The 19,108-nt window shown below is 66.7% G+C and carries 22 protein-coding genes; 7 read left to right on the plus strand and 15 right to left on the minus strand.

Annotated features, from left to right (window positions below):
• The first annotated feature begins 83 nt into the window (after positions 1-83).
• Positions 84-683, plus strand: a complete 600-nt coding sequence (locus tag ACTUWL_RS07345; RefSeq protein ID WP_021076795.1) for a TetR/AcrR family transcriptional regulator — start codon at positions 84-86, stop codon at positions 681-683.
• A 61-nt stretch (positions 684-744) separates the two neighbouring features.
• Here ACTUWL_RS07345 and ACTUWL_RS07350 read toward each other — a convergent pair whose 3' ends face one another.
• From ACTUWL_RS07350 to phnG, 9 genes are read right to left on the minus strand one after another with little or no spacing between them, the layout of a single operon-like run.
• On the minus strand, positions 745-1,356 hold the full coding sequence (locus ACTUWL_RS07350; RefSeq protein WP_021076796.1) for a pyridoxamine 5'-phosphate oxidase family protein: 612 nt from the start codon (positions 1,354-1,356) through the stop codon (positions 745-747).
• A 35-nt stretch (positions 1,357-1,391) separates the two neighbouring features.
• Positions 1,392-1,985, minus strand: a complete 594-nt coding sequence (gene phnN / locus ACTUWL_RS07355) for a phosphonate metabolism protein/1,5-bisphosphokinase (PRPP-forming) PhnN (RefSeq protein ID WP_021076797.1) — start codon at positions 1,983-1,985, stop codon at positions 1,392-1,394.
• The gene (locus ACTUWL_RS07360; protein WP_021076798.1) at positions 1,982-3,136 is read right to left on the minus strand and encodes an alpha-D-ribose 1-methylphosphonate 5-triphosphate diphosphatase; all 1,155 of its coding nucleotides are present in this window, start codon (positions 3,134-3,136) and stop codon (positions 1,982-1,984) included. The genes phnN and ACTUWL_RS07360 overlap by 4 nt, the downstream gene beginning before the upstream one ends.
• Positions 3,137-3,149: 13 nt before the next feature.
• Complete coding sequence (gene phnL, locus ACTUWL_RS07365; RefSeq protein ID WP_021076799.1) at positions 3,150-3,848, minus strand: phosphonate C-P lyase system protein PhnL; 699 nt, start codon at positions 3,846-3,848, stop codon at positions 3,150-3,152.
• Between the two features lie 8 nt (positions 3,849-3,856).
• Positions 3,857-4,654 (minus strand): phosphonate C-P lyase system protein PhnK, encoded by a 798-nt coding sequence (gene phnK / locus ACTUWL_RS07370; RefSeq protein ID WP_021076800.1) that lies wholly within the window; start codon positions 4,652-4,654, stop codon positions 3,857-3,859.
• The gene (locus ACTUWL_RS07375; RefSeq protein WP_021076801.1) at positions 4,647-5,531 is read right to left on the minus strand and encodes an alpha-D-ribose 1-methylphosphonate 5-phosphate C-P-lyase PhnJ; all 885 of its coding nucleotides are present in this window, start codon (positions 5,529-5,531) and stop codon (positions 4,647-4,649) included. The genes phnK and ACTUWL_RS07375 overlap by 8 nt, the downstream gene beginning before the upstream one ends.
• Positions 5,528-6,631, minus strand: a complete 1,104-nt coding sequence (locus tag ACTUWL_RS07380) for a carbon-phosphorus lyase complex subunit PhnI (protein ID WP_021076802.1) — start codon at positions 6,629-6,631, stop codon at positions 5,528-5,530. Before ACTUWL_RS07380 ends, ACTUWL_RS07375 begins: the two co-directional genes overlap by 4 nt.
• Before the next feature lie 3 nt (positions 6,632-6,634).
• On the minus strand, positions 6,635-7,243 hold the full coding sequence (phnH, locus tag ACTUWL_RS07385; RefSeq protein WP_021076803.1) for a phosphonate C-P lyase system protein PhnH: 609 nt from the start codon (positions 7,241-7,243) through the stop codon (positions 6,635-6,637).
• A gap of 4 nt (positions 7,244-7,247) precedes the next feature.
• Positions 7,248-7,718, minus strand: a complete 471-nt coding sequence (gene phnG / locus ACTUWL_RS07390; protein WP_021076804.1) for a phosphonate C-P lyase system protein PhnG — start codon at positions 7,716-7,718, stop codon at positions 7,248-7,250.
• A 104-nt stretch (positions 7,719-7,822) separates the two neighbouring features.
• On the opposite strand from phnG, the gene phnF reads away from it, so the two are divergent.
• Complete coding sequence (gene phnF / locus ACTUWL_RS07395) at positions 7,823-8,548, plus strand: phosphonate metabolism transcriptional regulator PhnF (protein ID WP_021076805.1); 726 nt, start codon at positions 7,823-7,825, stop codon at positions 8,546-8,548.
• A gap of 52 nt (positions 8,549-8,600) precedes the next feature.
• On the opposite strand, the gene phnE (ACTUWL_RS07400) is transcribed toward phnF, so the two are convergent.
• The 4 genes from phnE (ACTUWL_RS07400) to phnC form a co-directional block, all read right to left on the minus strand.
• The gene (gene phnE, locus ACTUWL_RS07400; protein ID WP_021076806.1) at positions 8,601-9,449 is read right to left on the minus strand and encodes a phosphonate ABC transporter, permease protein PhnE; all 849 of its coding nucleotides are present in this window, start codon (positions 9,447-9,449) and stop codon (positions 8,601-8,603) included.
• Positions 9,446-10,330, minus strand: a complete 885-nt coding sequence (gene phnE / locus ACTUWL_RS07405) for a phosphonate ABC transporter, permease protein PhnE (protein WP_021076807.1) — start codon at positions 10,328-10,330, stop codon at positions 9,446-9,448. Before phnE (ACTUWL_RS07405) ends, phnE (ACTUWL_RS07400) begins: the two co-directional genes overlap by 4 nt.
• An 80-nt stretch (positions 10,331-10,410) precedes the next feature.
• Positions 10,411-11,343: a phosphonate ABC transporter substrate-binding protein gene (gene phnD / locus ACTUWL_RS07410; RefSeq protein ID WP_021076808.1), complete on the minus strand. Its 933-nt coding sequence runs from the start codon at positions 11,341-11,343 to the stop codon at positions 10,411-10,413.
• 76 nt (positions 11,344-11,419) lie between these two features.
• Complete coding sequence (phnC, locus tag ACTUWL_RS07415) at positions 11,420-12,235, minus strand: phosphonate ABC transporter ATP-binding protein (protein WP_021076809.1); 816 nt, start codon at positions 12,233-12,235, stop codon at positions 11,420-11,422.
• A gap of 210 nt (positions 12,236-12,445) precedes the next feature.
• Between phnC and ACTUWL_RS07420 the strand changes: the two genes are divergently transcribed.
• The 3 genes from ACTUWL_RS07420 to ACTUWL_RS07430 are packed head-to-tail and all read left to right on the plus strand — an operon-like array spanning position 12,446 to position 14,988.
• Entirely contained in the window at positions 12,446-13,111 is a 666-nt protein-coding gene (locus ACTUWL_RS07420) for a transferase hexapeptide repeat family phosphonate metabolim protein (protein WP_021076810.1), read from the plus strand.
• Entirely contained in the window at positions 13,108-14,280 is a 1,173-nt protein-coding gene (locus ACTUWL_RS07425) for an alpha-D-ribose 1-methylphosphonate 5-triphosphate diphosphatase (protein ID WP_021076811.1), read from the plus strand. Before ACTUWL_RS07420 ends, ACTUWL_RS07425 begins: the two co-directional genes overlap by 4 nt.
• Before the next feature lie 15 nt (positions 14,281-14,295).
• Complete coding sequence (locus ACTUWL_RS07430; protein WP_021076812.1) at positions 14,296-14,988, plus strand: DUF1045 domain-containing protein; 693 nt, start codon at positions 14,296-14,298, stop codon at positions 14,986-14,988.
• Here ACTUWL_RS07430 and ACTUWL_RS07435 read toward each other — a convergent pair.
• Entirely contained in the window at positions 14,985-15,935 is a 951-nt protein-coding gene (locus ACTUWL_RS07435; RefSeq protein ID WP_021076813.1) for a LysR substrate-binding domain-containing protein, read from the minus strand. The two genes, ACTUWL_RS07430 and ACTUWL_RS07435, sit on opposite strands and share 4 nt — an antisense overlap.
• Before the next feature lie 171 nt (positions 15,936-16,106).
• Between ACTUWL_RS07435 and ACTUWL_RS07440 the strand changes: the two genes are divergently transcribed.
• On the plus strand, positions 16,107-17,237 hold the full coding sequence (locus ACTUWL_RS07440) for an aromatic ring-hydroxylating oxygenase subunit alpha (RefSeq protein WP_021076814.1): 1,131 nt from the start codon (positions 16,107-16,109) through the stop codon (positions 17,235-17,237).
• A 32-nt stretch (positions 17,238-17,269) separates the two neighbouring features.
• Positions 17,270-18,058, plus strand: a complete 789-nt coding sequence (locus ACTUWL_RS07445; RefSeq protein ID WP_021076815.1) for a crotonase/enoyl-CoA hydratase family protein — start codon at positions 17,270-17,272, stop codon at positions 18,056-18,058.
• An 8-nt stretch (positions 18,059-18,066) separates the two neighbouring features.
• Here ACTUWL_RS07445 and hemC read toward each other — a convergent pair whose 3' ends face one another.
• Positions 18,067-19,011: a hydroxymethylbilane synthase gene (gene hemC / locus ACTUWL_RS07450; protein WP_448214131.1), complete on the minus strand. Its 945-nt coding sequence runs from the start codon at positions 19,009-19,011 to the stop codon at positions 18,067-18,069.
• Positions 19,012-19,108 lie beyond the last annotated feature (97 nt).

Consider the following 19,108-nt stretch of genomic DNA (forward strand, 5'->3'; position numbering starts at 1 on the left):
TGGAAAAACATCCGGTGCAACAATAGGATAAGCTAGGGACAGTCCGTCAGAGAAACGGCACCCCGCTTACGGAGCAACGAAAAATGGGAATGGGACGCCCCCGCGCCTTCGACGCGGACGCCGCCTTGGACCGGGCCATGGACGTGTTCTGGCGCCACGGATACGAGGGCGCGACGATCGCGCAGCTCACCGAGGCGATGAGCATCAATCCTCCGAGCCTCTATGCCGCCTTCGGCAGCAAGGAAGGCCTGCTCAAGGCCGCGCTCGACCGTTACAGCGAAAAGCGCGACGCCTGGATGGACCGGGTGGTCAGTGCCCCGACCGCGCACGAGGTGGCCGAACGATTTCTGATGGAGCATGCGGACGCCCAGACCGACCCCGCCAACCCGCCCGGATGTCTGCTGGTCCAGGGCGGCCTTGCCTGCGGCACCGGCTCGGAGAACGTTCCGTTCGAACTCGCGGCGCGCCGCACCCGCACCGAGGACCAGCTGCGCGAACGTTTTGTCCGCGCCAAGGCCGACGGTGACCTCGGCGCAAGCGTCGATCCGGTCACGCTTGCGCGCTATCTCTCCGCGGTCACATCGGGCATGTGCGTGATGGCCTCCTCGGGCGCGAACCGCGAGACGCTGCGTGAGATCGCAGCGGTGTCGCTGAAGGCGTTCGAGGAGCAGACCAAGGGCTGATCGCAGCTTCGGCGCAGCCGTTGCAACCGCCCCGCGAAGAGCGGGGCGAGGGAGGAAGACGTCACCACATCGTCTGGCGCGCGCGCTCCGGCCATTCCCGATCGTACTTCTCGCCGCCGACCGTGTGCTCGCTCATCTCGGCAAGGATCTGGCCCGGCGTCGGCAAGGCCGCCGGATCGATTCGCTTGTCCGGATTCCAGAGATCAGAGCGCACGATCGCGCGGGCGCACTGGAAGTAGATTTCCTCCACATTCATCACGATCACCGTGCGCGGCGCCTTGCCTTCCATCTTGAACGAGGCCAGCAGCTCCGGCTCGGCCGTGACAAAGGCGCGGCCGTTGACGCGCAGCGTGCTGCCCGATCCCGGGATCAGGAACAGCAGCCCGACGCGGGGATCGCGAACGATGTTGCGCAGCGAATCGCAGCGATTGTTGCCGCGGCGATCCGGCATCATCAGCGTCTTCGCATCATGGATGCGGACGAAGCCCGGCAGGTCACCGCGCGGCGAGCAATCGAGCCCTTCGGGGCCCGAGGTCGCCAGCGACACGAACGGTGATTTCTCGATGAGCACACGATAGAGCGGCGTCACGTGATCGGCGACCTTCACGGTCGACGCGTCGTTCGGGAAGCCGTAGATCGCCTCAAGCTGCTCGATCGTAGAGATCACCGACATCAGTGCTGTTCTCCTTTGTGGCTGCTCGTCCGTTGTCACGCGTCCCAGCGTTCGCCCCTGATGATGCGGACGAGCTGTCGCGCATGATATTCGGCGGTGCCGGAATTGACGATGGTGAAGTCGGGTGTCGCGGTGCTCTCGTCGACGGTGCGGGCCAGCCGCTGCGCGAGCAGACCGTCGCTGCTGCGTGCCCGCATCGAGAGCCGGGCGGCCAGCACGTCCGGCGGCGCCGTGACCAGCACGACCGTGGCACTGGCATAGTCGCGGCGGGCCGCCGCGATCACCGTGCGCGAGACGTTCGCGATCACAGTGCGTCCGGCGCGGATCTCGTCGTTGATCGCCCGCGACAGCGCATAGCGATGGCCATGCGCTTCCCAGTGCATGGCGTAGTCACCGGCGGCCGCCGCACGCTGGAACGCGTCCGCGCCGATCTCCTCATTGTCTTCCGACGCCGAGGCCTGGCGGGTGATCAGCCGGCGGGGAAACACGATGTCATGATCATCGGCGCAGGCCGCCTTCGCGAACCCAAGCAGCGTATCCTTGCCGGCGCCGCTCGGGCCGACCACCAGGATCAACCGGCCCGGCCCGATCGCAGCGCGCTGTTCGGCGATCACGGACGCATCGGTCACGCGACCCTCCTCCCCTCGCGCCAGACGCTGCGCACCACCGGCAGGTCGCGCGCGACGTGCACGCGGATCAGATCGGCGCGCCGGCCGACCGCGACCTCGCCGCGATCTGACAGACCGACCGCTTCGGCCGGCGTCTTGGTCACGGTGCGCACGGCGGAGGCAAGGTCGATCGCCGGCACATGCCGCGGCAGTTGCAACGCCGCCATCAACAGGCTGGACGGGATGTAATCCGACGACAGGATATCGAGCATGCCTTCATTGGCGAGATCGACCGCCGCGATATTGCCGGAGTGCGAGCCGCCGCGGACCACGTTCGGCGCGCCCATCAGGATGTCGATGCCGGCGGCGTGCAGGCCCCGCGCGGCTTCCATCGTGGTCGGGAATTCCGCCACCGCCACCTTGTCGTTGACGGCATCGACCACGTTCTCGTCGGTGGTGTCGTCGTGGCTCGCCAGCGGGATCCTGTACTCATGCGCCAGCGCGACGATCGCGCGGGTGTTCGCGACCGCATATTCCTTCTGATAGGCGAAGCGCCGCGCGAACAGCACGTCGAGCTGGGCGTCGGTCATGCCGCCGCCCTTGCCGCGGTAATAATCGCGCAACTTGACCTCGTCGCGGAACTGGCGCTGGCCCGGCGTATGATCCATCAGCGACATCAGCCGCACGTCCGGCCGGTCGATCAGCTCCTTGGCCTCGGCGACGACGTCAGGCATCGGTACCTCGCAGCGCAGATGCAGGAAGTGATCGGCGCGCAGCAGATCCTCCTCGCGTGCTGCCGAGATCGCCGCCGCCAGCACGCCGGCGCGGCCGTCGACGTCCTCGGCGCCGTCCTCGCGCCAGACCCGCAGCGAATCCAGCACCGTGGTGATGCCGGAGGTTGCGAGCTGCCCGTCATAGGAAATTACGGCGGCGACCGGGTTCCAGAACACCTTCGGCCGCGGCACGTAGTGCATCTCGAGATGGTCGGTGTGCAGCTCGATCAGACCCGGCATCAGGAGATCGCCGCCGGCGTCCTCCGCGCCCCCGGGCGCCCTGCCCTCGCCGAACTCGGCGATCTTGCCGTCAACGATAGCCACCCAGCCTTGCTCGACCACGCGATCGGCGAGGACCAGCCGGGCGTTGCCGATGATGGCGTCTTGCTTGGTGGTCATTTCAAACGGTCCTTCAGGCAGCAGCAGCGAACGAGGTCACATCGACGATGCGATCGGCAATCAGATGACGGATTTCGTCGTCATGGACAATGGCGACCATCGCGACGCCCCTGGTCTTTTTTTCCGCAATCAGCTCGACCACCACTGCGCGATTCGCCGCATCGAGCGAAGCGGTCGGCTCGTCCAGCAGCAGGATCGGCAGGTCCGAGATGAATCCGCGTGCAATGTTGACGCGCTGCTGCTCGCCGCCGGAGAAGGTCGACGGCGGCAAGGACCACAGCCGCTCCGGAATGTTGAGCCGGCGCAGCAGTTTGCCTGCACGCTCGCGGGCTTCCTCGCGCGCCACGCCGTTGACGATCAACGGCTCGGCGACGACGTCGATGGTCGCCACCCGCGGCACCGCGCGCAGGAACTGGCTGACATAGCCGATCGTCGAGCGGCGGATGCTCAGCACCTGACGCGGCTCGGCGGTCGCAAGGTCAACAACCCTGCCGTTGTGGCGGATGCCGATCCGGCCGCTGTCGCAGCGGTAATTGCCGAAGATCATCTTCAGGATCGAGGATTTGCCGGCGCCCGACGGGCCCGACAGCACCACGCACTCGCCGGGATCGGCGTGGAACGAGACGCCGCGCACCACGGGCAGCTCGACGCCGCCCTGCAGATGCATGGTGAAGGTCTTCTCGGCATTGGCAAGTTCGATCATCGCGGTCATTGGCAAGCTCATGGCGGCAGAATCGAGGAAACGAGCAGCTGGGTATAGGGCTCGCGGGGATCGTCGAGCACCTGGTCGGTGAGGCCGGTCTCGATGACGCGGCCGCCCTTCATCACCATCACGCGATGCGACAGCAGGCGCGCGACGGCGAGGTCGTGGGTCACGACGATGGCGGCAAGGCCAAGCTCGCTGACCAGATTGCGCATCAAATCGAGCAGGCGCGCCTGCACCGAGACGTCGAGGCCGCCGGTCGGCTCATCCATGAACACCAGCCGCGGCTCGGTGACGAGGTTGCGCGCGATTTGCAGCCGCTGCCGCATGCCGCCGGAATAGGTCTTCGGCGCGTCGTCGATGCGGCCGACATCGATCTCGACCCGTTCCAGCCAGGTCGACGCGGTGTCGCGGATTCGACCGTAGTGGTTCCAGCCGACCGCCATCAGCCGCTCGCCGACATTGGCGCCGGCCGAAACGCCCATGCGCAGGCCCTGCGCCGGGTCCTGATGCACGAAGCCCCAGTCGGTGCGGAACAGGAAACGCCGCTCCGCCTCGCCGAGCTCGGCGAGATCGCGCAGCACGCCGTCGCGCATCCGGTAGGACACCCTTCCTGCGCTCGGCGCGAGCTGCGCCGAGAGCAATTGCAGCAAGGTCGACTTGCCCGAACCGGATTCACCGACGATCGCCAGCACCTCGCCGGGATACAGCGCGAACGAGACGTCGCGGCAGGCCGGCAGCCGGCCGTAATTCTTGGCAAGCCCCTCGGCCACCAGCAGCGGCTGATCGGTGTCGAGGCTCGAAAGCTCAGACATTCGCCTTCTCCTTGTGCGGTGCTGCGCTCTCGGTGCCGTGATGGCCGGCGGCCTGGCGCTGCTCGCAGAAGTCGGTATCGGAGCAGACGAACATCCGGCCGCCCTTGTCGTCGGTGACGATCTCGTCGAGATATGAGTTATCGGCGCCGCACAGCGCGCAGGGCGCGTTGAAGCGGTAGCGCGTGAACGGATGGTCCTCGAAATCCAGCGAGACCACAGTGGTGTAGGGCGGGATCGCGTAGATGCGCTTCTCGCGGCCGGCGCCGAACAGCTGCAGCGCCGCGCAATTGTCCATCTTCGGATTGTCGAATTTCGGGGTCGGCGACGGGTCCATCACGTAGCGCGCATTCACCTTCACCGGATAGGCGTAGGCGGTCGCGATATGGCCGAAGCGCGCGATGTCCTCGTACAGCTTGACGTGCATCAACCCGTATTCGGCGAGCGCATGCATGCGCCGCGTCTCGGTTTCGCGCGGCTCGAGGAAACGCAGCGGCTCCGGGATCGGAACCTGATAGACCATCACCTGCCCCTCATGCAGCGTCGCCTCGGGAATCCGGTGCCGGGTCTGGATCACGGTCGCGTCGGCGGTCGAGGTCGTGGTCGCGACTCCAGCGGTCTTGCCGAAGAACTTGCGGATCGAGATCGCGTTGGTGGTGTCGTCCGAGCCCTGGTCGATCACCTTCAACACGTCGTCGGGGCCGAGGATCGCGGCCGTCACCTGCACGCCGCCGGTGCCCCAGCCATAGGGCATCGGCATCTCGCGGCTCGCAAACGGCACCTGATAACCGGGAATCGCGATCGCCTTCAGGATCGCACGGCGGATCATCCGCTTGGTCTGCTCGTCGAGATAGGCGAAATTATACGTCGGCGCGTTCATTCCGCGGCCTCCTGCAGTTCGACCGCCTGATTGGCCTCGGCGAATTCCTGCCGTAGTTTGCGCAGCAGGCCGAGTTCGGACTGGAAGTCGACGTAATGCGGCAGCTTGAGATGTTCGACGAAGCCGGTCGACTGGACGTTGTCGGAGTGCGACATCACGAATTCCTCGTCCTGTGCCGGCGCCACCGCCTCCTCGCCGAGCTCGCGCGCACGCAGCGCGCGATCGACCAGCGCCATCGACATGGTCTTGCGCTCGCTCTGCCCGAAGGCCAGCCCATAGCCACGCGTGAAGCACGGCGCCTCGGTGGTCGAACCCTTGAACTGGTTGACCATCTGGCACTCGGTCAGCTCGATCGAGCCGAGCGGCACGGCGAAGCCCGCATCCTCGGCAAAGAACTCGACCTCGACCTCGCCGAAGCGGATCTCGCCGGCAAAGGGATGGTTGCGGCCGTAGCCGCGCTGCGTCGAATAGCCGAGCGCAAGCAGGAAGCCTTCGTCGCCGCGCGCCAGGTTCTGCAGCCGCAGGTCGCGATCGGCCGGGAAGCTCAGCGGCTCGCGCGTGAGGTCGCCGACCGGCGCGTCGCCATCTGCCTGCGGCGACGCTTCGATCAAACCATCGCGACCGAGGATGTCGGTCACCCGCGGCGTCGCTGCCTGCGAAGCCTCCGCCGTCTCCGGCTGCTCCGGCACAAAGCCTTCCGCGAGCTGCGGATCGAGCAGACGATGGGTGTAGTCGAAGGTCGGCCCGAGGATCTGGCCGCCCGGGACGTCCTTGAAGGTCGAGGAGATGCGCCGCCGCACCTGCATCTCGCCGGTATTGACCGGCTCGGTGGCGCCGAAGCGCGGCAGCGTGGCGCGGAAGGCGCGGACCAGGAAGATCGCCTCGATCATGTCGCCGCGTGCCTGCTTGATCGCGAGCGCCGCAAGCTCGCGATCGTAGAGCGAACCTTCGGTCATCACGCGGTCGACGCCGAGCGCGAGTTGCTCGGAGATCTGCGCCAGCGTCACCTCGGGCACATCGCGATCGCCGCGCCGCTCATGCGCAAGCAACCGATGAGCGTTCTCGATGGCGCGCTCGCCTCCCTTGACCGCTACATACATCGCTCACACTCCGCTTGCGATCAGCCGCGTGGTGCGCGGGATCGCGACAATATTGTCGTCATGGACCAGCACGACATCGATGCCGCGCGGGAACAGGGCCTCGTTGATCGACAGCCGCTGGAACAAATCGCGCGGCTTGATCATCGCCTGCAGCACCGCGCTGCCGTCGATGCCGGGCCCCTTCAGCTCGAAGGCCGGCCCCTGCGTCAGGCTGTCGATCTGCAGGATCAGCGTGGTCGAGCGGTCCGGATATTCGCCGCTGCCGAACGCGAAGCACTCCAGTGCGGGCAGGTTCGCGGCATCTCCGATCAGCGCAAAGCTTGCGATCGAAGAATCCTCGACCACCGGCGCGCTGGCGTGAAACTTGAGCCAGCGGGCGACATCGGGCGTTGCGGACATCGCAGCGTCGAGCCAGATCGGCGTATCGTGATCGAACAGCGTCAGCGCGATCGCGGCCGCGCCGCGCATCAGACCGGCCGGCGTTCCGACGCTGGCGGCGACGCGCTGCACGCTGCCCGGGCGCGCCATCGCATCCATCACGGAGCGGAAGGTTGATTGCGCCGACAGCACCTTGTCGGCAAAGCCTGCGGGCATTTCGGCAATCGTCGTCATTGCATCATCCCTCACCGCGCACCATCGTGTAGAAATCGACCCGCGTCGCCGCGGTCTCGGCAGCCTTGCGGCTACGCTCGGCATTCATGGCGGCCCGCAGCGGCGCGATCACCTTGGCCTCCACCTCGCCGGACAACTCCGCCGACTGCACCATGGCGTCGCACAGCGCGATCATCCGTGCCTTCTCGGCATCGCGGCCGAGCGTGTAGCCGAAGCCGACCTCGCCGCTCGCAAGCCGCACCGCCGCGCGCGACACCGTCGCCTCGCCGAGATTGAACGGCGCGCCGTCGCCGCCGACCCGCCCGCGCATCATCACGAGGCCGTTCTCGGGCTCGCGCAGGTTCTCATGCCCGGGCAACGTGATCGCCGCCAGCCGGCCTGCGATGTCGCTAGCGGCGGAGTGCGCCAGCACCGACATCGCGGCCTTGCGCTGCGCCTGCTTGCTGTTTGGTCCGGTCGAATTGGTCGAACTCATGCGCAACCTTGCTTGCATCAAGTTGTCTATGATAATAGACAACTTGATAGCCGAGCGCCATGACTGTTTCGTGACAAACCGAAGATTTCTGGTATCACCGCGCGATGAGCATGCAGGAGAGTTCCGGCGTCGCCTTGTGGCGGCAGGTCGCCGACGGCATCGAGCGCGGCATCGCTGACGGCCGCTTTGCCGCCGGTGAAAAACTGCCGGGCGAGATGGAGATCGCCGAGACTTACCGGGTCAACCGCCACACCGTGCGGCGGGCGCTCGCCGCACTCGCGGAGCGCGGCCTGGTGCGCGCCGAGCGCGGCAGCGGCACCTATGTCGAAGCCCAGCGCCTCGCTTATCCGCTGCGCTCACGCACGCGGTTTTCGGAGATCGTCGGCGCCGAAGGTCACGAACCGCGCGGCCAGCTGATCGAGGCAAGCAGCGACCTCGCCAACCGCGAACTCGCGCGCGACCTCGGCCTGAAGACCGGCGCGCCGCTGATCCGGATCGAGGCCGTGCGCTTCGCGGATCGGACTCCGATCTGCGTCTCCACCACCTGGCTGTCGGCGGAGCGATTTCCCGATGCCGGCAGCGTGTTCGCCGATGTCCGCTCGATGACCAAGCTGCTGGCGCATTATGGCGTCCGCGATTACCGGCGCTCCTCGACAAGGATCACCGCGGCGATCGCCGACGCCACCGACGCGGCGCGGCTCGATCTGCCGCTGGGACGGCCCGTGCTCGTGGTCGATTCGACCGACGTCGATCTGACTGACCAGCCGCTGGTGACCAAGCGCTCGCGCTTCGCCGCCGAGCGCGTCGAGTTTCTGGTCGAGAACGGCTGACGTAGTGTGCTTCTGGCTCGCCCCGCTGTTGCGGGGAGAGGCAGAGGAGACGCTACACGACGGCGCGCTGGCCGATGATGGCAAAGCGCAGCTTGCTCGAGATGAAATCGATCGCGGCGACCGCGATCAGGATCATCAGGATCAGGAACGACACCTTCTGCCATTCCAGCACGCGGATCTGCTCGGCGAGCTGCAGGCCGATGCCGCCGGCGCCGACGATGCCGATGATGGTGGCAGAACGGGTGTTGGACTCGATGAAGTAGAGCACCTGCCCGGCGATCACAGGCAAGACCTGCGGCAGCAGGCCGAAGCGGATCTCGTGCAGCGCATTGCCGCCGGAGGCCCTGATACCCTCGACCTGCTTGCGATCCGCCGCCTCGATCGCCTCCGAGAACAGCTTTCCGAACGCGCCGAAGTCCGACACCATGATCGCCAGCACGCCGGCGAACGGGCCGAGGCCGACGACGTTGATCCAGACCAGCGCCCAGATCAGCGTATCGACGCCGCGGATCGAGTCGAGGAAGCGGCGCACCGGAAAGCGGATCAGGTTCGACGGGATGATGTTGCGCGCCGCGAGCAGGCTGACCGGCAGCGCCAGCAGCGCGGCAAGCGTGGTACCAAGCAGCGCGATCGACAGCGTCTCGCCGAGCGCCTGCATGTAGAGCGGGAACGACGAACCGGGATTCGGCGGGATCATCATCATGGTGATCCAGCCGAGCTGGCTCATCCCCGCGATCAGCCTGGTCGGCGAGAAGTCGAGATCGACCAGGCCGTAGACGAAGATCGCGAGCGCTGCCGCGATCATGGCCGGCATCGCCAGCCGCGCCGATGCGGGCCGCTCGAACACGCCGGGATATTTGGCCCGCAGCTCCGCAGCGTCCGGCTTCGGCATCTGGCTCATCGGCGGGTCTCCTTACCGAACAGCCGGCCGCGCAGCCAGCCGGTCGAGATGTCGATGATGAAGACGGTGACGATGATGGTGACGAGGATGGCGCTGACGTCGGAATAGTAGAACTTGCGGATCGCGACCACGAGCTCCTGCCCGATGCCGCCGGCGCCGACGAAGCCCATCACCGACGCTTCGCGGACGTTGATCTCGAACCGCAGCAGCGCATAGCTGGCGTAGCCCGCCGACACCTGCGGCAGGATGGCAAAGCGCATGCAGGACAGCCAGCTTGCGCCGGTGGAGCGGATGCCCTCTACCGGTTTCATGTCGGCGTTCTCGACGATCTCGGCGAACAGCTTGCCGAGAGCCCCGGTGGTGTGGATCGCAATCGCGAGCACACCGGCCATCGGGCCGAGGCCGAACGCGATCACGAAGATCAGCGCGAATACGATGCCCGGCACGGTGCGGGCGAATTCCAGCAGACGGCGGACGACGAAGCGCACCCACGGTCCGGGTGAGGTATTCTGGGCGGCGAAGAAATTCAGCGCGAAAGCGAGCACCGCGCCGGTCAGCGTGCCGACATAGCTGATCAGGATCGTCTCGCCGAGCATCCTCAGCCATTTATGCCAGCCCCAGAACCATTCGCCGGGATCGGTCCAGACCCGCGCGCCGGAATCGAGCGTGAGAATACGATCGAAATAGCTGACGAAGTTGCCGAAATAGGTGAACAGCGTGCGCAAATTCACTTCGGCGCCGAAGGCCGCGATGACCAGAACGATGCAAAACGCCGCGGTGGCCAGCGCGCCCTTCAGCCGCTTGCGCGCGACCGCCTTGCGGTAGGCGTCTTCCAGCACCGCCAATTGCTGGGCTGGAAGAATGGATACGGCAGTGGCCATCGTTCTGGTCGGTTTGGCTGGAGGTCAAATGCAACGGGCCGGGTTATTGAAACCCGGCCCGGTTCGTTTCCGGGAGGCGATCAGCTCGCCTTCTTGCGCAGCCTGTCGACGAACTTGATCAGCTCGATCGTGCTGTCCCAATCCTTGGTCGTAGCGGGATGGAAGCCCTTCTTCTGGCCGTCGGAGAGACGGTCGAAGGCGGCCTTGTCCTTGGTCGGCGCGTCGAAGAAGGCCTTGGCGATCGCCGCCTTCAGATCTTCCGGAAGGTCGGTGTTGTAGGCGTAGGGGCCGTTGATGATCGGCGACGACTTGTTGATGATACGGAAGTCGTCCTTCTTCATTGCCGAGCCGTCGGCGTTCTTCAGCATGCCCTTGGTCAGCATCTGAGCGAGCGTCGAGTCGTCCTCGTTGGTCCACTGGTTGGCCGCGATGTCGACGGTGCCCTGGGCCAGCGCCAGCACGGCGTTTTCGTGGCTGCCGGTGAACACGACCTTGCCGAAGAAGCCCTCGGCATCGTGGATGCCCATCTTGTCGAGCTCGAAGCGCGGCACGTTGTTGCCCGAGGTGGAATTCGGATCGACCAGGCCGAGGTTCTTGCCCTTCAGGTCTTCCACCTTCTTGTAGGGGCTCGAGGCCTTGACGAAGAACACCGAATAGTAGCCGGTCGAACCGTCGGCGTTCATGTCGTTGGCGAAGGCGTCGGTCTTGACGCCGGTCAGGCGGGCGCGGGCGAACGAGGCCGAGCCGTAGCTGGCAATCTGGATGTTGCCGGAACGCTGGCCTTCGATGACGGCCGCGTAGTCATTGGCGATGCGCAGCGTGACCTTCACGCCGAGCTCCTTCGACAGATACGCGACGAACGGCGTCCAGCGTTCGGTGACGCCCGAGGCGTTCTCGGCCGGCACCACCGCGAAGGTGAGCTCCGGATACTTTGCCTTCCAGTCCTGCGCGGAGGCCGAACCGGCAAAAGCCAGCGCGGCAGCGCCGGCCAGAATGATGCGACGAGTGATCATGACTACCCCTGTTCTGTAGTTGCACCTGTTGGCCGGGCAAAATGCCCGGCCTCTCGGATTGAAAATGACGCGACGCTCAGGCCGCGGCAGCGGTGCCGAGCGCCGGCGCGGTCGCGCCGTCGGGCGCCGGCAGCGGCGCCGCGCCGATGACGTCATTGGCCTCGAGGTCATAGAGCTCGCGGGCGATATGGTCGGTGAGCGCCGCAGGCGCTCCGTCGAACACCACGCGGCCGGCCGCCATACCGACCAGACGGTCGCAGTAGGTGCGCGCGAGGTCGAGCGAGTGCAGATTGCAGAGCACGGTGATGCCGAAATGCTTGTTGATGCGCAGCAGCGCATCCATCACGATCTTGGTGTTGCGCGGATCGAGCGAAGCGATCGGCTCATCGGCAAGGATGATGTCGGGCTCCTGCACCAGCGCGCGGGCGATGGCGACACGCTGCTGCTGGCCGCCGGAGAGCTGGTCGGCGCGCTGCGCCGCGAGCTGGGCGATGTCGAACTGCTCGAGTGCGGACAGCGCGAGCGCCCTGTCCTGCTCCGGCCAGACCTGCGCCAGCGAGCGCCATGACGGAATCTGGGCAAGCCGGCCCATCAGCACGTTGGTCAGCACGTCGAGACGGCCGACCAGATTGAATTGCTGGAAGATCATCGCCGAACGCGCCCGCCACTGCCGCAGCGCCTTGCCGCGCAGCGCGGTCACGTCAGTGCCTTCGAACAGGATACGGCCGGAGGTCGGATCGGCGAGACGGTTGATCATCCGCAGCAGCGTCGATTTGCCGGCACCGGAGCGGCCGATCACGCCGACAAAGCTGCCCGGCGCAATCGAGAAAGACGCGTTGTCGACCGCGGCTTTTGCGCCGAAACGGCACGTCAAACCTTCCACCACCAGCATGTAATGCTCCAACCGCGTCACGTTGGGCCATCGCTATCCCCGGCGTTTTACAGTTATGTGACGGTTGCGCTGCGGTGCGGCGATCGTTCACACCCGTCTTTGTCCACCCCTTGCTGTCACCGCGACGTCATGATGTTGTCATCAAGCATCCCGATGACGAGCGCACATCTCCCCGGAAGCCAACGATTTGCAAGATCAGCGGAGGCCCTGATGGCCGGAAAAACACTCTCGGTTGTGCCGACCGTCGACCCGACTGCGTCGGTTCGCGAGAGCAAGCTCGGCAAATATACCGAGGTCGGCGCACGCACGATCCTGCTTGAAGTCAGCATGGATGACTATTCCTACGTCGTGAACGACAGCCAGATCACCTACACGTCGATCGGCAAGTTCTGCTCGATCGCGGCGATGACCAGGATCAATCCCGGCAACCACCCGATGCATCGCGCGACCCAGGCGCATTTCACCTACCGCGCCAGCGCCTATTTTCCCGGAGAGAGCGACGACACCGACTTCTTCAACTGGCGACGTGCGCACCACGTGCATATCGGCCATGACGTCTGGATCGGTCATGGCGCGATCGTGCTCGCTGGGCGGAACATCGGAACCGGCGCGGTCGTCGCTGCCGGTGCGATCGTCACCAAGGACGTGCCCGCCTATGCCATCGTCGCCGGCAATCCCGCGCGTCCGGTGAAGCGGCGCTTTTCCGAGGATGTCGCGGATCGCCTCGCCGCACTCGCATGGTGGGACTGGGATCACGAGACACTTCGTCGTGTTCTGCCCGACTTTCGCAAGCTCGCGGTCGAGGAATTCCTCGACAAGTACGAGGCCGAAGCCGTATCTCAATCAAAAGCAAAACAACGGAGCGCGACATCGTGACGGACATTTTCATCGAGGGCGGGCGCGCGCTGGTTGACGGTGCATTCGTAGAGACCTCGCTGCGCACCGCGGGCCGCGACATCGGCGCGCTCGACACCGAACAGGGGCGCGCCGCGCTTCATATCGATGCCAGCGGCCTCCTGGTGCTGCCCGGCATCATCGATCTGCACGGCGATGCGTTCGAGCGGCAGATGATGCCGCGCCCAAGCGTCGACTTCCCGACCGACGTGGCACTGATCGACAGCGATCGGCAGGCGATCGCCAACGGCATCACCACCGTCTTCCATGGCACGACCTGGTCGTGGGAGCCTGGCCTGCGCAGTGCGGAAAATGCGCGGAAGCTGCTCGATGCGATCGAGGCGCTGCGGCCGCAGCTCGCCGCCGACACGCGTTTCCATCTGCGCCACGAGACCCACAATCTCGACGCCGAGACCGAGATCATTCAATGGCTCAGCGAAGGTCGGATCGACCTGTTCGCCTTCAATGACCACAGCAACGTGAAGCCGAAGAAGCGCAACCAGCTGGCCGAACGGGCCGGGCTCTCGGTCGAGGCCATCAACGAGATGCTCGACCAGGTGGTCGCGCGCCGTCCCGAAGTGCCGGCCTCGATCGCGCGGCTGGCCGCCGCGGCACGCGCGGCCGATATCCGCATGCTCTCTCATGACGACAACACTCCGGTGATGCGTCAGGAGTTTCGCGCGCTGGGCGCCACGATCGCCGAATTCCCCGTCAATGAAGAAACCGCGCGCGACGCCGCGGCCGCCGGCGACTTCATCGTGTTCGGCGCGCCCAACGTGGTGCGCGGCGGCAGCCACACCGGCTGGACCAAGGCGTCCGACATGATCGCACAGGGGCTCTGCTCGGTGCTGGCGTCGGACTATTACTATCCGGCGCAGCTGCTCGCCGCCTTCCGCCTCGCCGCTGACGGCATCCTGCCGCTCGCCAGGGCCTGGGACCTGATCTCGTCGGCACCGGCACGCGCGGCAGGGCTCGTCGATCGCGGCGTGCTCGCGGCGGGCCGCCGCGCCGACATCATCGTCGTCGACGACAAGGTGCCGCTGCGGCCGCGCATCGTCGCGGTGATCTCGTCCGGACGGCTGGTGCATCTGGCCGATGCGAGCTGCCTCGTTCATTCGATCGCGCCGCGCAAGACCGTTGCGGCGGCGTAGTTCGGCTCTGCTGTCATGACCACTACACCGCGCTACGCGATCTATTACGCGCCGTCACCCGACAGCGCCCTGCACCGCTTCGGTTCGGCACTGCTCGGCTATGATGCGGTGTCGGGCGACGACCTGCCGTTTCCCGATGGCGTCACGCCGGACTGGCGCGAGGTGACGGAGGACCCCCGCAAGTACGGCTTCCACGCCACGCTGAAGGCGCCAACCGCGCTCGCCGACGGCAGCAATGAGGCCGCGCTTCTCGATGCCTGTGCCGCCTTCGCCGGCCGCGCGCGGCGCATTCCTGTGATCGAACCGGTGGTCGATGCCATCAGCGGCTTCATCGCCGTGATTCCGGCGAGCCGTTCCGATGATCTGCAACAGCTTGCCGCCGACTGCGTCACCGCGTTCGACCCGTTCCGCGCACCACTGACGGCTGAGGATCGCGCGCGGCGCAAGCCCGAACGGCTCACCGCGCGGCAATGCGACTATCTCGACCGCTGGGGCTATCCCTACGTGATGGAGGAATTCCGCTTCCACATGACGCTGACGGGACGGCTGAGCGACGAGCGGCGCGGCCCTATCGTGGCGCGGCTGCGCGAGCGGTTCGCCGCAGTCGACCTCTCGACGCTCGCGATCGACCGCATCGCGCTGTTCAAGCAGGCGGAGCCGGCCTCACGCTTCCGGATCATCGGAAGCTGGCTCTTGCAGGCGAGCTAGTCCCGCTTCGCGAGTTCGGCCAGAAGCCACTTCTTGAACGTCTGCAGCGCGCGATTGCGCTGCGCGCCGGACGGATGAACCAGCCAGTAACTGCCAGTGACGTGACCGACCGGCAAGAGCCGGCGGATGGTGCCGCGCCGTTCGCTTTCCGCGATGAACGGCTCGAGCGCGAGCGCAACGCCGGCACCCCGCTCGGCGGCCTGCAGCGCGGCGACAAAGCTGTCGACCGAGATCGCGCGCATTGCCGGCGGCATCGGTTCACCGGCATGCTTGAACCAGAGCGGCCAGGCCGCCGGGAACGTCGTCACATGGATCAGCACGGCACGCCCGAGGTCGGCGGCAGTGCGCAGCTTCAACCGCCGCGCCAGCGCCGGCGCGCCGACTGGAACGGTGCTCACATCCATCAGGCGATGCGCGACGACGCCCTCGGGCTTGTCGGGCCCGAAGCTGATGCCGGCATCGAACGTCTCGGTGTCGAAATCGACGTTGCGGTTCGAGGTCTCGATCGCGAGATCGACCTCGGAATGCCGGGTGAGGAACGAGGATAGCCGCGGGATCAGCCAGGCCGACGCGAATTGCGGCAGCACCTTCAGCCGCAGCCGGCGTTGGCCGGCCGCCTCGACCGCGGACTCCGCCTGTGCCAATGATGCGAACGCGCGGCCGGTTGCGGCCGCCAGCTTCTCCCCTGCGTGGGTCGGCCGAACCACGCGGTGGGCACGGTGAAACAGCGCAACGCCGAGATGGGCTTCGAGATTGCGGATGCGGTGGCTGATCGCCGAGGCGCTGACATTCAGCGCGCCCGCAGCCTCCTTGAAGCTGCCGAGCCTGACCGCGACATCGAACGCCTGCAGCGCCAGCAGGTGCGCCGGCCGAAGGCTCGCCGCGGCGAGGTCGTCCCTTCCCCGCGAGGCTGACCGGCGCCGCGGTCGTGGATTGTTCCTGCTCATCGGCCGATCCTAACGGCGAGCCGCCCCCGATGTCGCGCGAAAAATCAGGTTCGGATGAATGCCATTCATCCGAACCTGGCAGCTTTCGCTTGTCGCGCGCGGCGCAATGCGAAATCCTGTCCCACGAACCAGACCGGCGGCAAGCCCGGCCAACCGAGCGGGAGAACGGCGATGACGACACAGCTCGCGGACGAAGCATCCATCGTCGATCGCATCCTCAACCATATCGACGCGAAATCGACCGATCTCAGCGACGGCGTCTGGCATGAACCCGTCGCGCATTATCTGTCGCAGGATCGCTTCGCGGCCGAAATCGACCACGTGTTCCGCCGCACGCTGACACCGTTCTGCCCGTCGGCCGCGCTCGCAGAGATCGGCGCCTATGTCGCGCGCGATGCGGCGCTGACGCCTGTTGTCGCGATCCGCGGCGCCGACGGCGTCGCACGCGCCTTCCGCAATGCATGCCGGCACCGCGGCGTGCAGCTGGTCGACGGCGCCGGCTGCCGCAAGGCGCTGACCTGCCGCTACCACGGCTGGACCTACGGCCTCGACGGCCGGCTGCGCGGCATCCCCGACGACCATGGTTTTCCCGGGCTCGACAAGACCACGCATGGTCTCGTGCCCGTCACCTGCATCGAGCGCGATGGCCTGGTGTTCGTCTCGCAGGACGATCCCGCCGCGGCGACAGATGCCAGCGACTTGCCGGCCTTGTTCGGCGACGACTGGACACTCTATTCGACCGTCATGCAAGAGGTCGAGGCGAACTGGAAGATCGTCGCCGAAGGCTTCCTCGAGGGCTACCATATCCGCTCGACGCATCAGGATACGTTCTATCCGTTGCAATACGACAACCTCAACGTGATCGAATCGTTCGGCCGCAACAGCCGGATCAGCTTCCCCTATCGACGCATCGAGAAGCTGCGCAACGTGCCGCCGGGTGAGCGCCGGACGGCCGGCATGCTGACCCACGTCTATCACCTGTTTCCGAACGTGATGCTGTCGACCTTCCCGACCAACCGGTTGATGACGGTGCTCGAGCCGCTCGCCGTGGACCGCACCCGGCTCGTCACCTACACGCTGTCGAACCAGATCGCGGCGGACGATGGCCGCGCCGCGGTCGCCCAGGGACGCGACTTCGTCACCGCGGGCGCGGCCGAGGATCGCGAGATGGCCTGCGCCGCACAGCGCGGGCTCGCAACGCGGGCCAACGATCACTTCACCTTCGGCCTGTTCGAAGGTGCGATCAGGCACTTTCATCAGAACCTGGCCGCGATCATCGAGCGCGGCGCAAGCGCCCGCTGATCTGCATCAATATTGCGCACCGAGGACCGAGCATGCTGAACCACCCGACCGTCAAATATCGAACCGAGCAGGCGATCGCGATCGTGACCATCGATCGCTATGACGAGGCGCGCAACGCGGTCAATCCGGAGACCGCGCAGGGGCTGGCGCAGGCGTTCCGCGCGTTCGATCGCGATCCGTCGCTGTCGGTCGCGATCCTGACCGGCGCGGGCGGCGCGTTCTGCGCCGGCTTCGACCTCAAGCGCACCGCGACCGGCCATCGCGGCCATCGTGTCGAGAACGGCGACGGCCCGATGGGCCCGACCCGCATGAAGCTGTCGAAGCCGGTGATCGCCGCGGTCGAGGGGCCGGCCGTGGCGGGCGGACTCGAGCTTGCGATCTGGTGCGATCTCCGCGTCGCCGCATCCGACGCCACCTTCGGCGTCTATTGCCGGCGCTTCGGCGTGCCGCTGATGGACCTCGGCACCGTGCGCCTGCCGCGCCTGATCGGGCACAGCCGAGCGATGGACATGATCCTCACCGGCCGCGGCGTCTCCGGCGAGGAGGCCGGGCGGATCGGGCTCGTCAACCGCGTGGTCGCACCGGGCACGGCGCTCGCCGAGGCGCGCAGCCTCGCCGACGATCTCTGCCGCCTGCCGCAGGCGGCGCTACGCAGCGACCGACTCTCCGCCATCGAGCAATGGGAGCTCGGCTGGGAACAGGCCACGCTGAACGAATTCCGCCTCGGGCTTGCGACGGTCGCGACCGGCGAGACCGAGGCCGGCGCCCGCCGCTTCGCAAGCGGCAAGGGCCGGCACGGCGATTTCGCCGACATCGGCTGAGCAGCGCGTTACTCGTCCACCCGGGTGCGCGCGATGATCTCGGCGGCGCCCTTCTCCAGGAGCTCCATGCCGACGGCGCGGCCGAGTTCGCGCGGCCGCTCGGCGGGCCCTCGTCGCGTCACCTCGATGAAGCCGGCGCCGGCCTCATCCAGCACGGCAGCACGCAGCGTCAACTCGCTGCCCGCGAGCGTGGCGTGGCCGGCGATCGGCGAATTGCAGTGGCCGTTGAGCACCCAGAGCACCTCGCGCTCGGCCTCGGCGGCAAGCCGCGACGGCGCGTTGTCGATCGCAGCAAGCCGCGCACGCGTCGCCCAATCGGTGTCGACGCATTCGACCGCGACGATCCCCTGGCCGACCGCGGGCAGCATCTCGGCGACGGAGAAATCATGTGCAACGCGCGCCGTCATGCCGATGCGCTCGAGGCCGGAGCGCGCCATGACAAGCGCATCCGCCGGCCCCACCTCGCCGCCATCGGGCAGCCGCTGCTTGTCGCCGCGATCGAGCTTTGCAACGCGTGTGTCGGCGGCGCCGCGATAGTGGATCACGGTCGCTTCCGGAAACAGCCGGCGCAGATAGGCGGCGCGGCGCACCGCGTTGGTGCCGATCATGAAGCCCTTGCCGCGCGCGGCGCGGATCGTGTCCAGCGACAACCCGGGACGCAGCACGAGGCTGTCGTTGGCGGCATCCCGCGCCAGCATCGCCGCGAGGACGAGCCCCGGCGTCTCCTCATTGCCCGGCACGTCCTTCAGCGAATGCATCGCGGCCTGCAGCGTGCCGGCACGCATCGCCTCGCGAATCTCGGCGACGAAGGCGCCGCCCTTGCCGCCGTGTCGCAGCAGCTTGCTGGTCTGGTCCGCATCGCCGCGGGTCTCGAACTTGACGATGTCGACGGCAAGGTCGGCCGCCGAGGCGCGCAGCAGCCGCGCGACCTCGTCCGTCTGCGCGAGCGCCATCGCACTCTTGCGCGTCCCGATCCGCAAAACCTGTCCCGACACGAAAGCTCCGCTGCGTGGTCATCAACGGCTGGGGATTAGAACAAAAGGCCAGTCA

The organism is Bradyrhizobium sp. WCU1 (assembly GCF_053474805.1).

Excerpts from the sequence above, each read along its gene's own strand:
- ACTUWL_RS07345 (WP_021076795.1), top strand. The coding sequence starts at position 84 with ATGGGAATGGGACGCCCCCGCGCCTTCGACGCGGACGCCGCCTTGGAC.
- ACTUWL_RS07350 (WP_021076796.1), bottom strand. The coding sequence starts at position 1,356 with ATGTCGGTGATCTCTACGATCGAGCAGCTTGAGGCGATCTACGGCTTC.
- ACTUWL_RS07360 (WP_021076798.1), bottom strand. The coding sequence starts at position 3,136 with ATGACCACCAAGCAAGACGCCATCATCGGCAACGCCCGGCTGGTCCTC.
- phnL (WP_021076799.1), bottom strand. The coding sequence starts at position 3,848 with ATGACCGCGATGATCGAACTTGCCAATGCCGAGAAGACCTTCACCATG.
- phnK (WP_021076800.1), bottom strand. The coding sequence starts at position 4,654 with ATGTCTGAGCTTTCGAGCCTCGACACCGATCAGCCGCTGCTGGTGGCC.
- ACTUWL_RS07375 (WP_021076801.1), bottom strand. The coding sequence starts at position 5,531 with ATGAACGCGCCGACGTATAATTTCGCCTATCTCGACGAGCAGACCAAG.
- ACTUWL_RS07380 (WP_021076802.1), bottom strand. The coding sequence starts at position 6,631 with ATGTATGTAGCGGTCAAGGGAGGCGAGCGCGCCATCGAGAACGCTCAT.
- phnH (WP_021076803.1), bottom strand. The coding sequence starts at position 7,243 with ATGACGACGATTGCCGAAATGCCCGCAGGCTTTGCCGACAAGGTGCTG.
- phnG (WP_021076804.1), bottom strand. The coding sequence starts at position 7,718 with ATGAGTTCGACCAATTCGACCGGACCAAACAGCAAGCAGGCGCAGCGC.
- phnF (WP_021076805.1), top strand. The coding sequence starts at position 7,823 with ATGAGCATGCAGGAGAGTTCCGGCGTCGCCTTGTGGCGGCAGGTCGCC.
- phnE (WP_021076806.1), bottom strand. The coding sequence starts at position 9,449 with ATGAGCCAGATGCCGAAGCCGGACGCTGCGGAGCTGCGGGCCAAATAT.
- phnE (WP_021076807.1), bottom strand. The coding sequence starts at position 10,330 with ATGGCCACTGCCGTATCCATTCTTCCAGCCCAGCAATTGGCGGTGCTG.
- phnD (WP_021076808.1), bottom strand. The coding sequence starts at position 11,343 with ATGATCACTCGTCGCATCATTCTGGCCGGCGCTGCCGCGCTGGCTTTT.
- phnC (WP_021076809.1), bottom strand. The coding sequence starts at position 12,235 with ATGCTGGTGGTGGAAGGTTTGACGTGCCGTTTCGGCGCAAAAGCCGCG.
- ACTUWL_RS07420 (WP_021076810.1), top strand. The coding sequence starts at position 12,446 with ATGGCCGGAAAAACACTCTCGGTTGTGCCGACCGTCGACCCGACTGCG.
- ACTUWL_RS07430 (WP_021076812.1), top strand. The coding sequence starts at position 14,296 with ATGACCACTACACCGCGCTACGCGATCTATTACGCGCCGTCACCCGAC.
- ACTUWL_RS07435 (WP_021076813.1), bottom strand. The coding sequence starts at position 15,935 with ATGAGCAGGAACAATCCACGACCGCGGCGCCGGTCAGCCTCGCGGGGA.
- ACTUWL_RS07440 (WP_021076814.1), top strand. The coding sequence starts at position 16,107 with ATGACGACACAGCTCGCGGACGAAGCATCCATCGTCGATCGCATCCTC.
- ACTUWL_RS07445 (WP_021076815.1), top strand. The coding sequence starts at position 17,270 with ATGCTGAACCACCCGACCGTCAAATATCGAACCGAGCAGGCGATCGCG.
- hemC (WP_448214131.1), bottom strand. The coding sequence starts at position 19,011 with ATGGCGCTCGCGCAGACGGACGAGGTCGCGCGGCTGCTGCGCGCCTCG.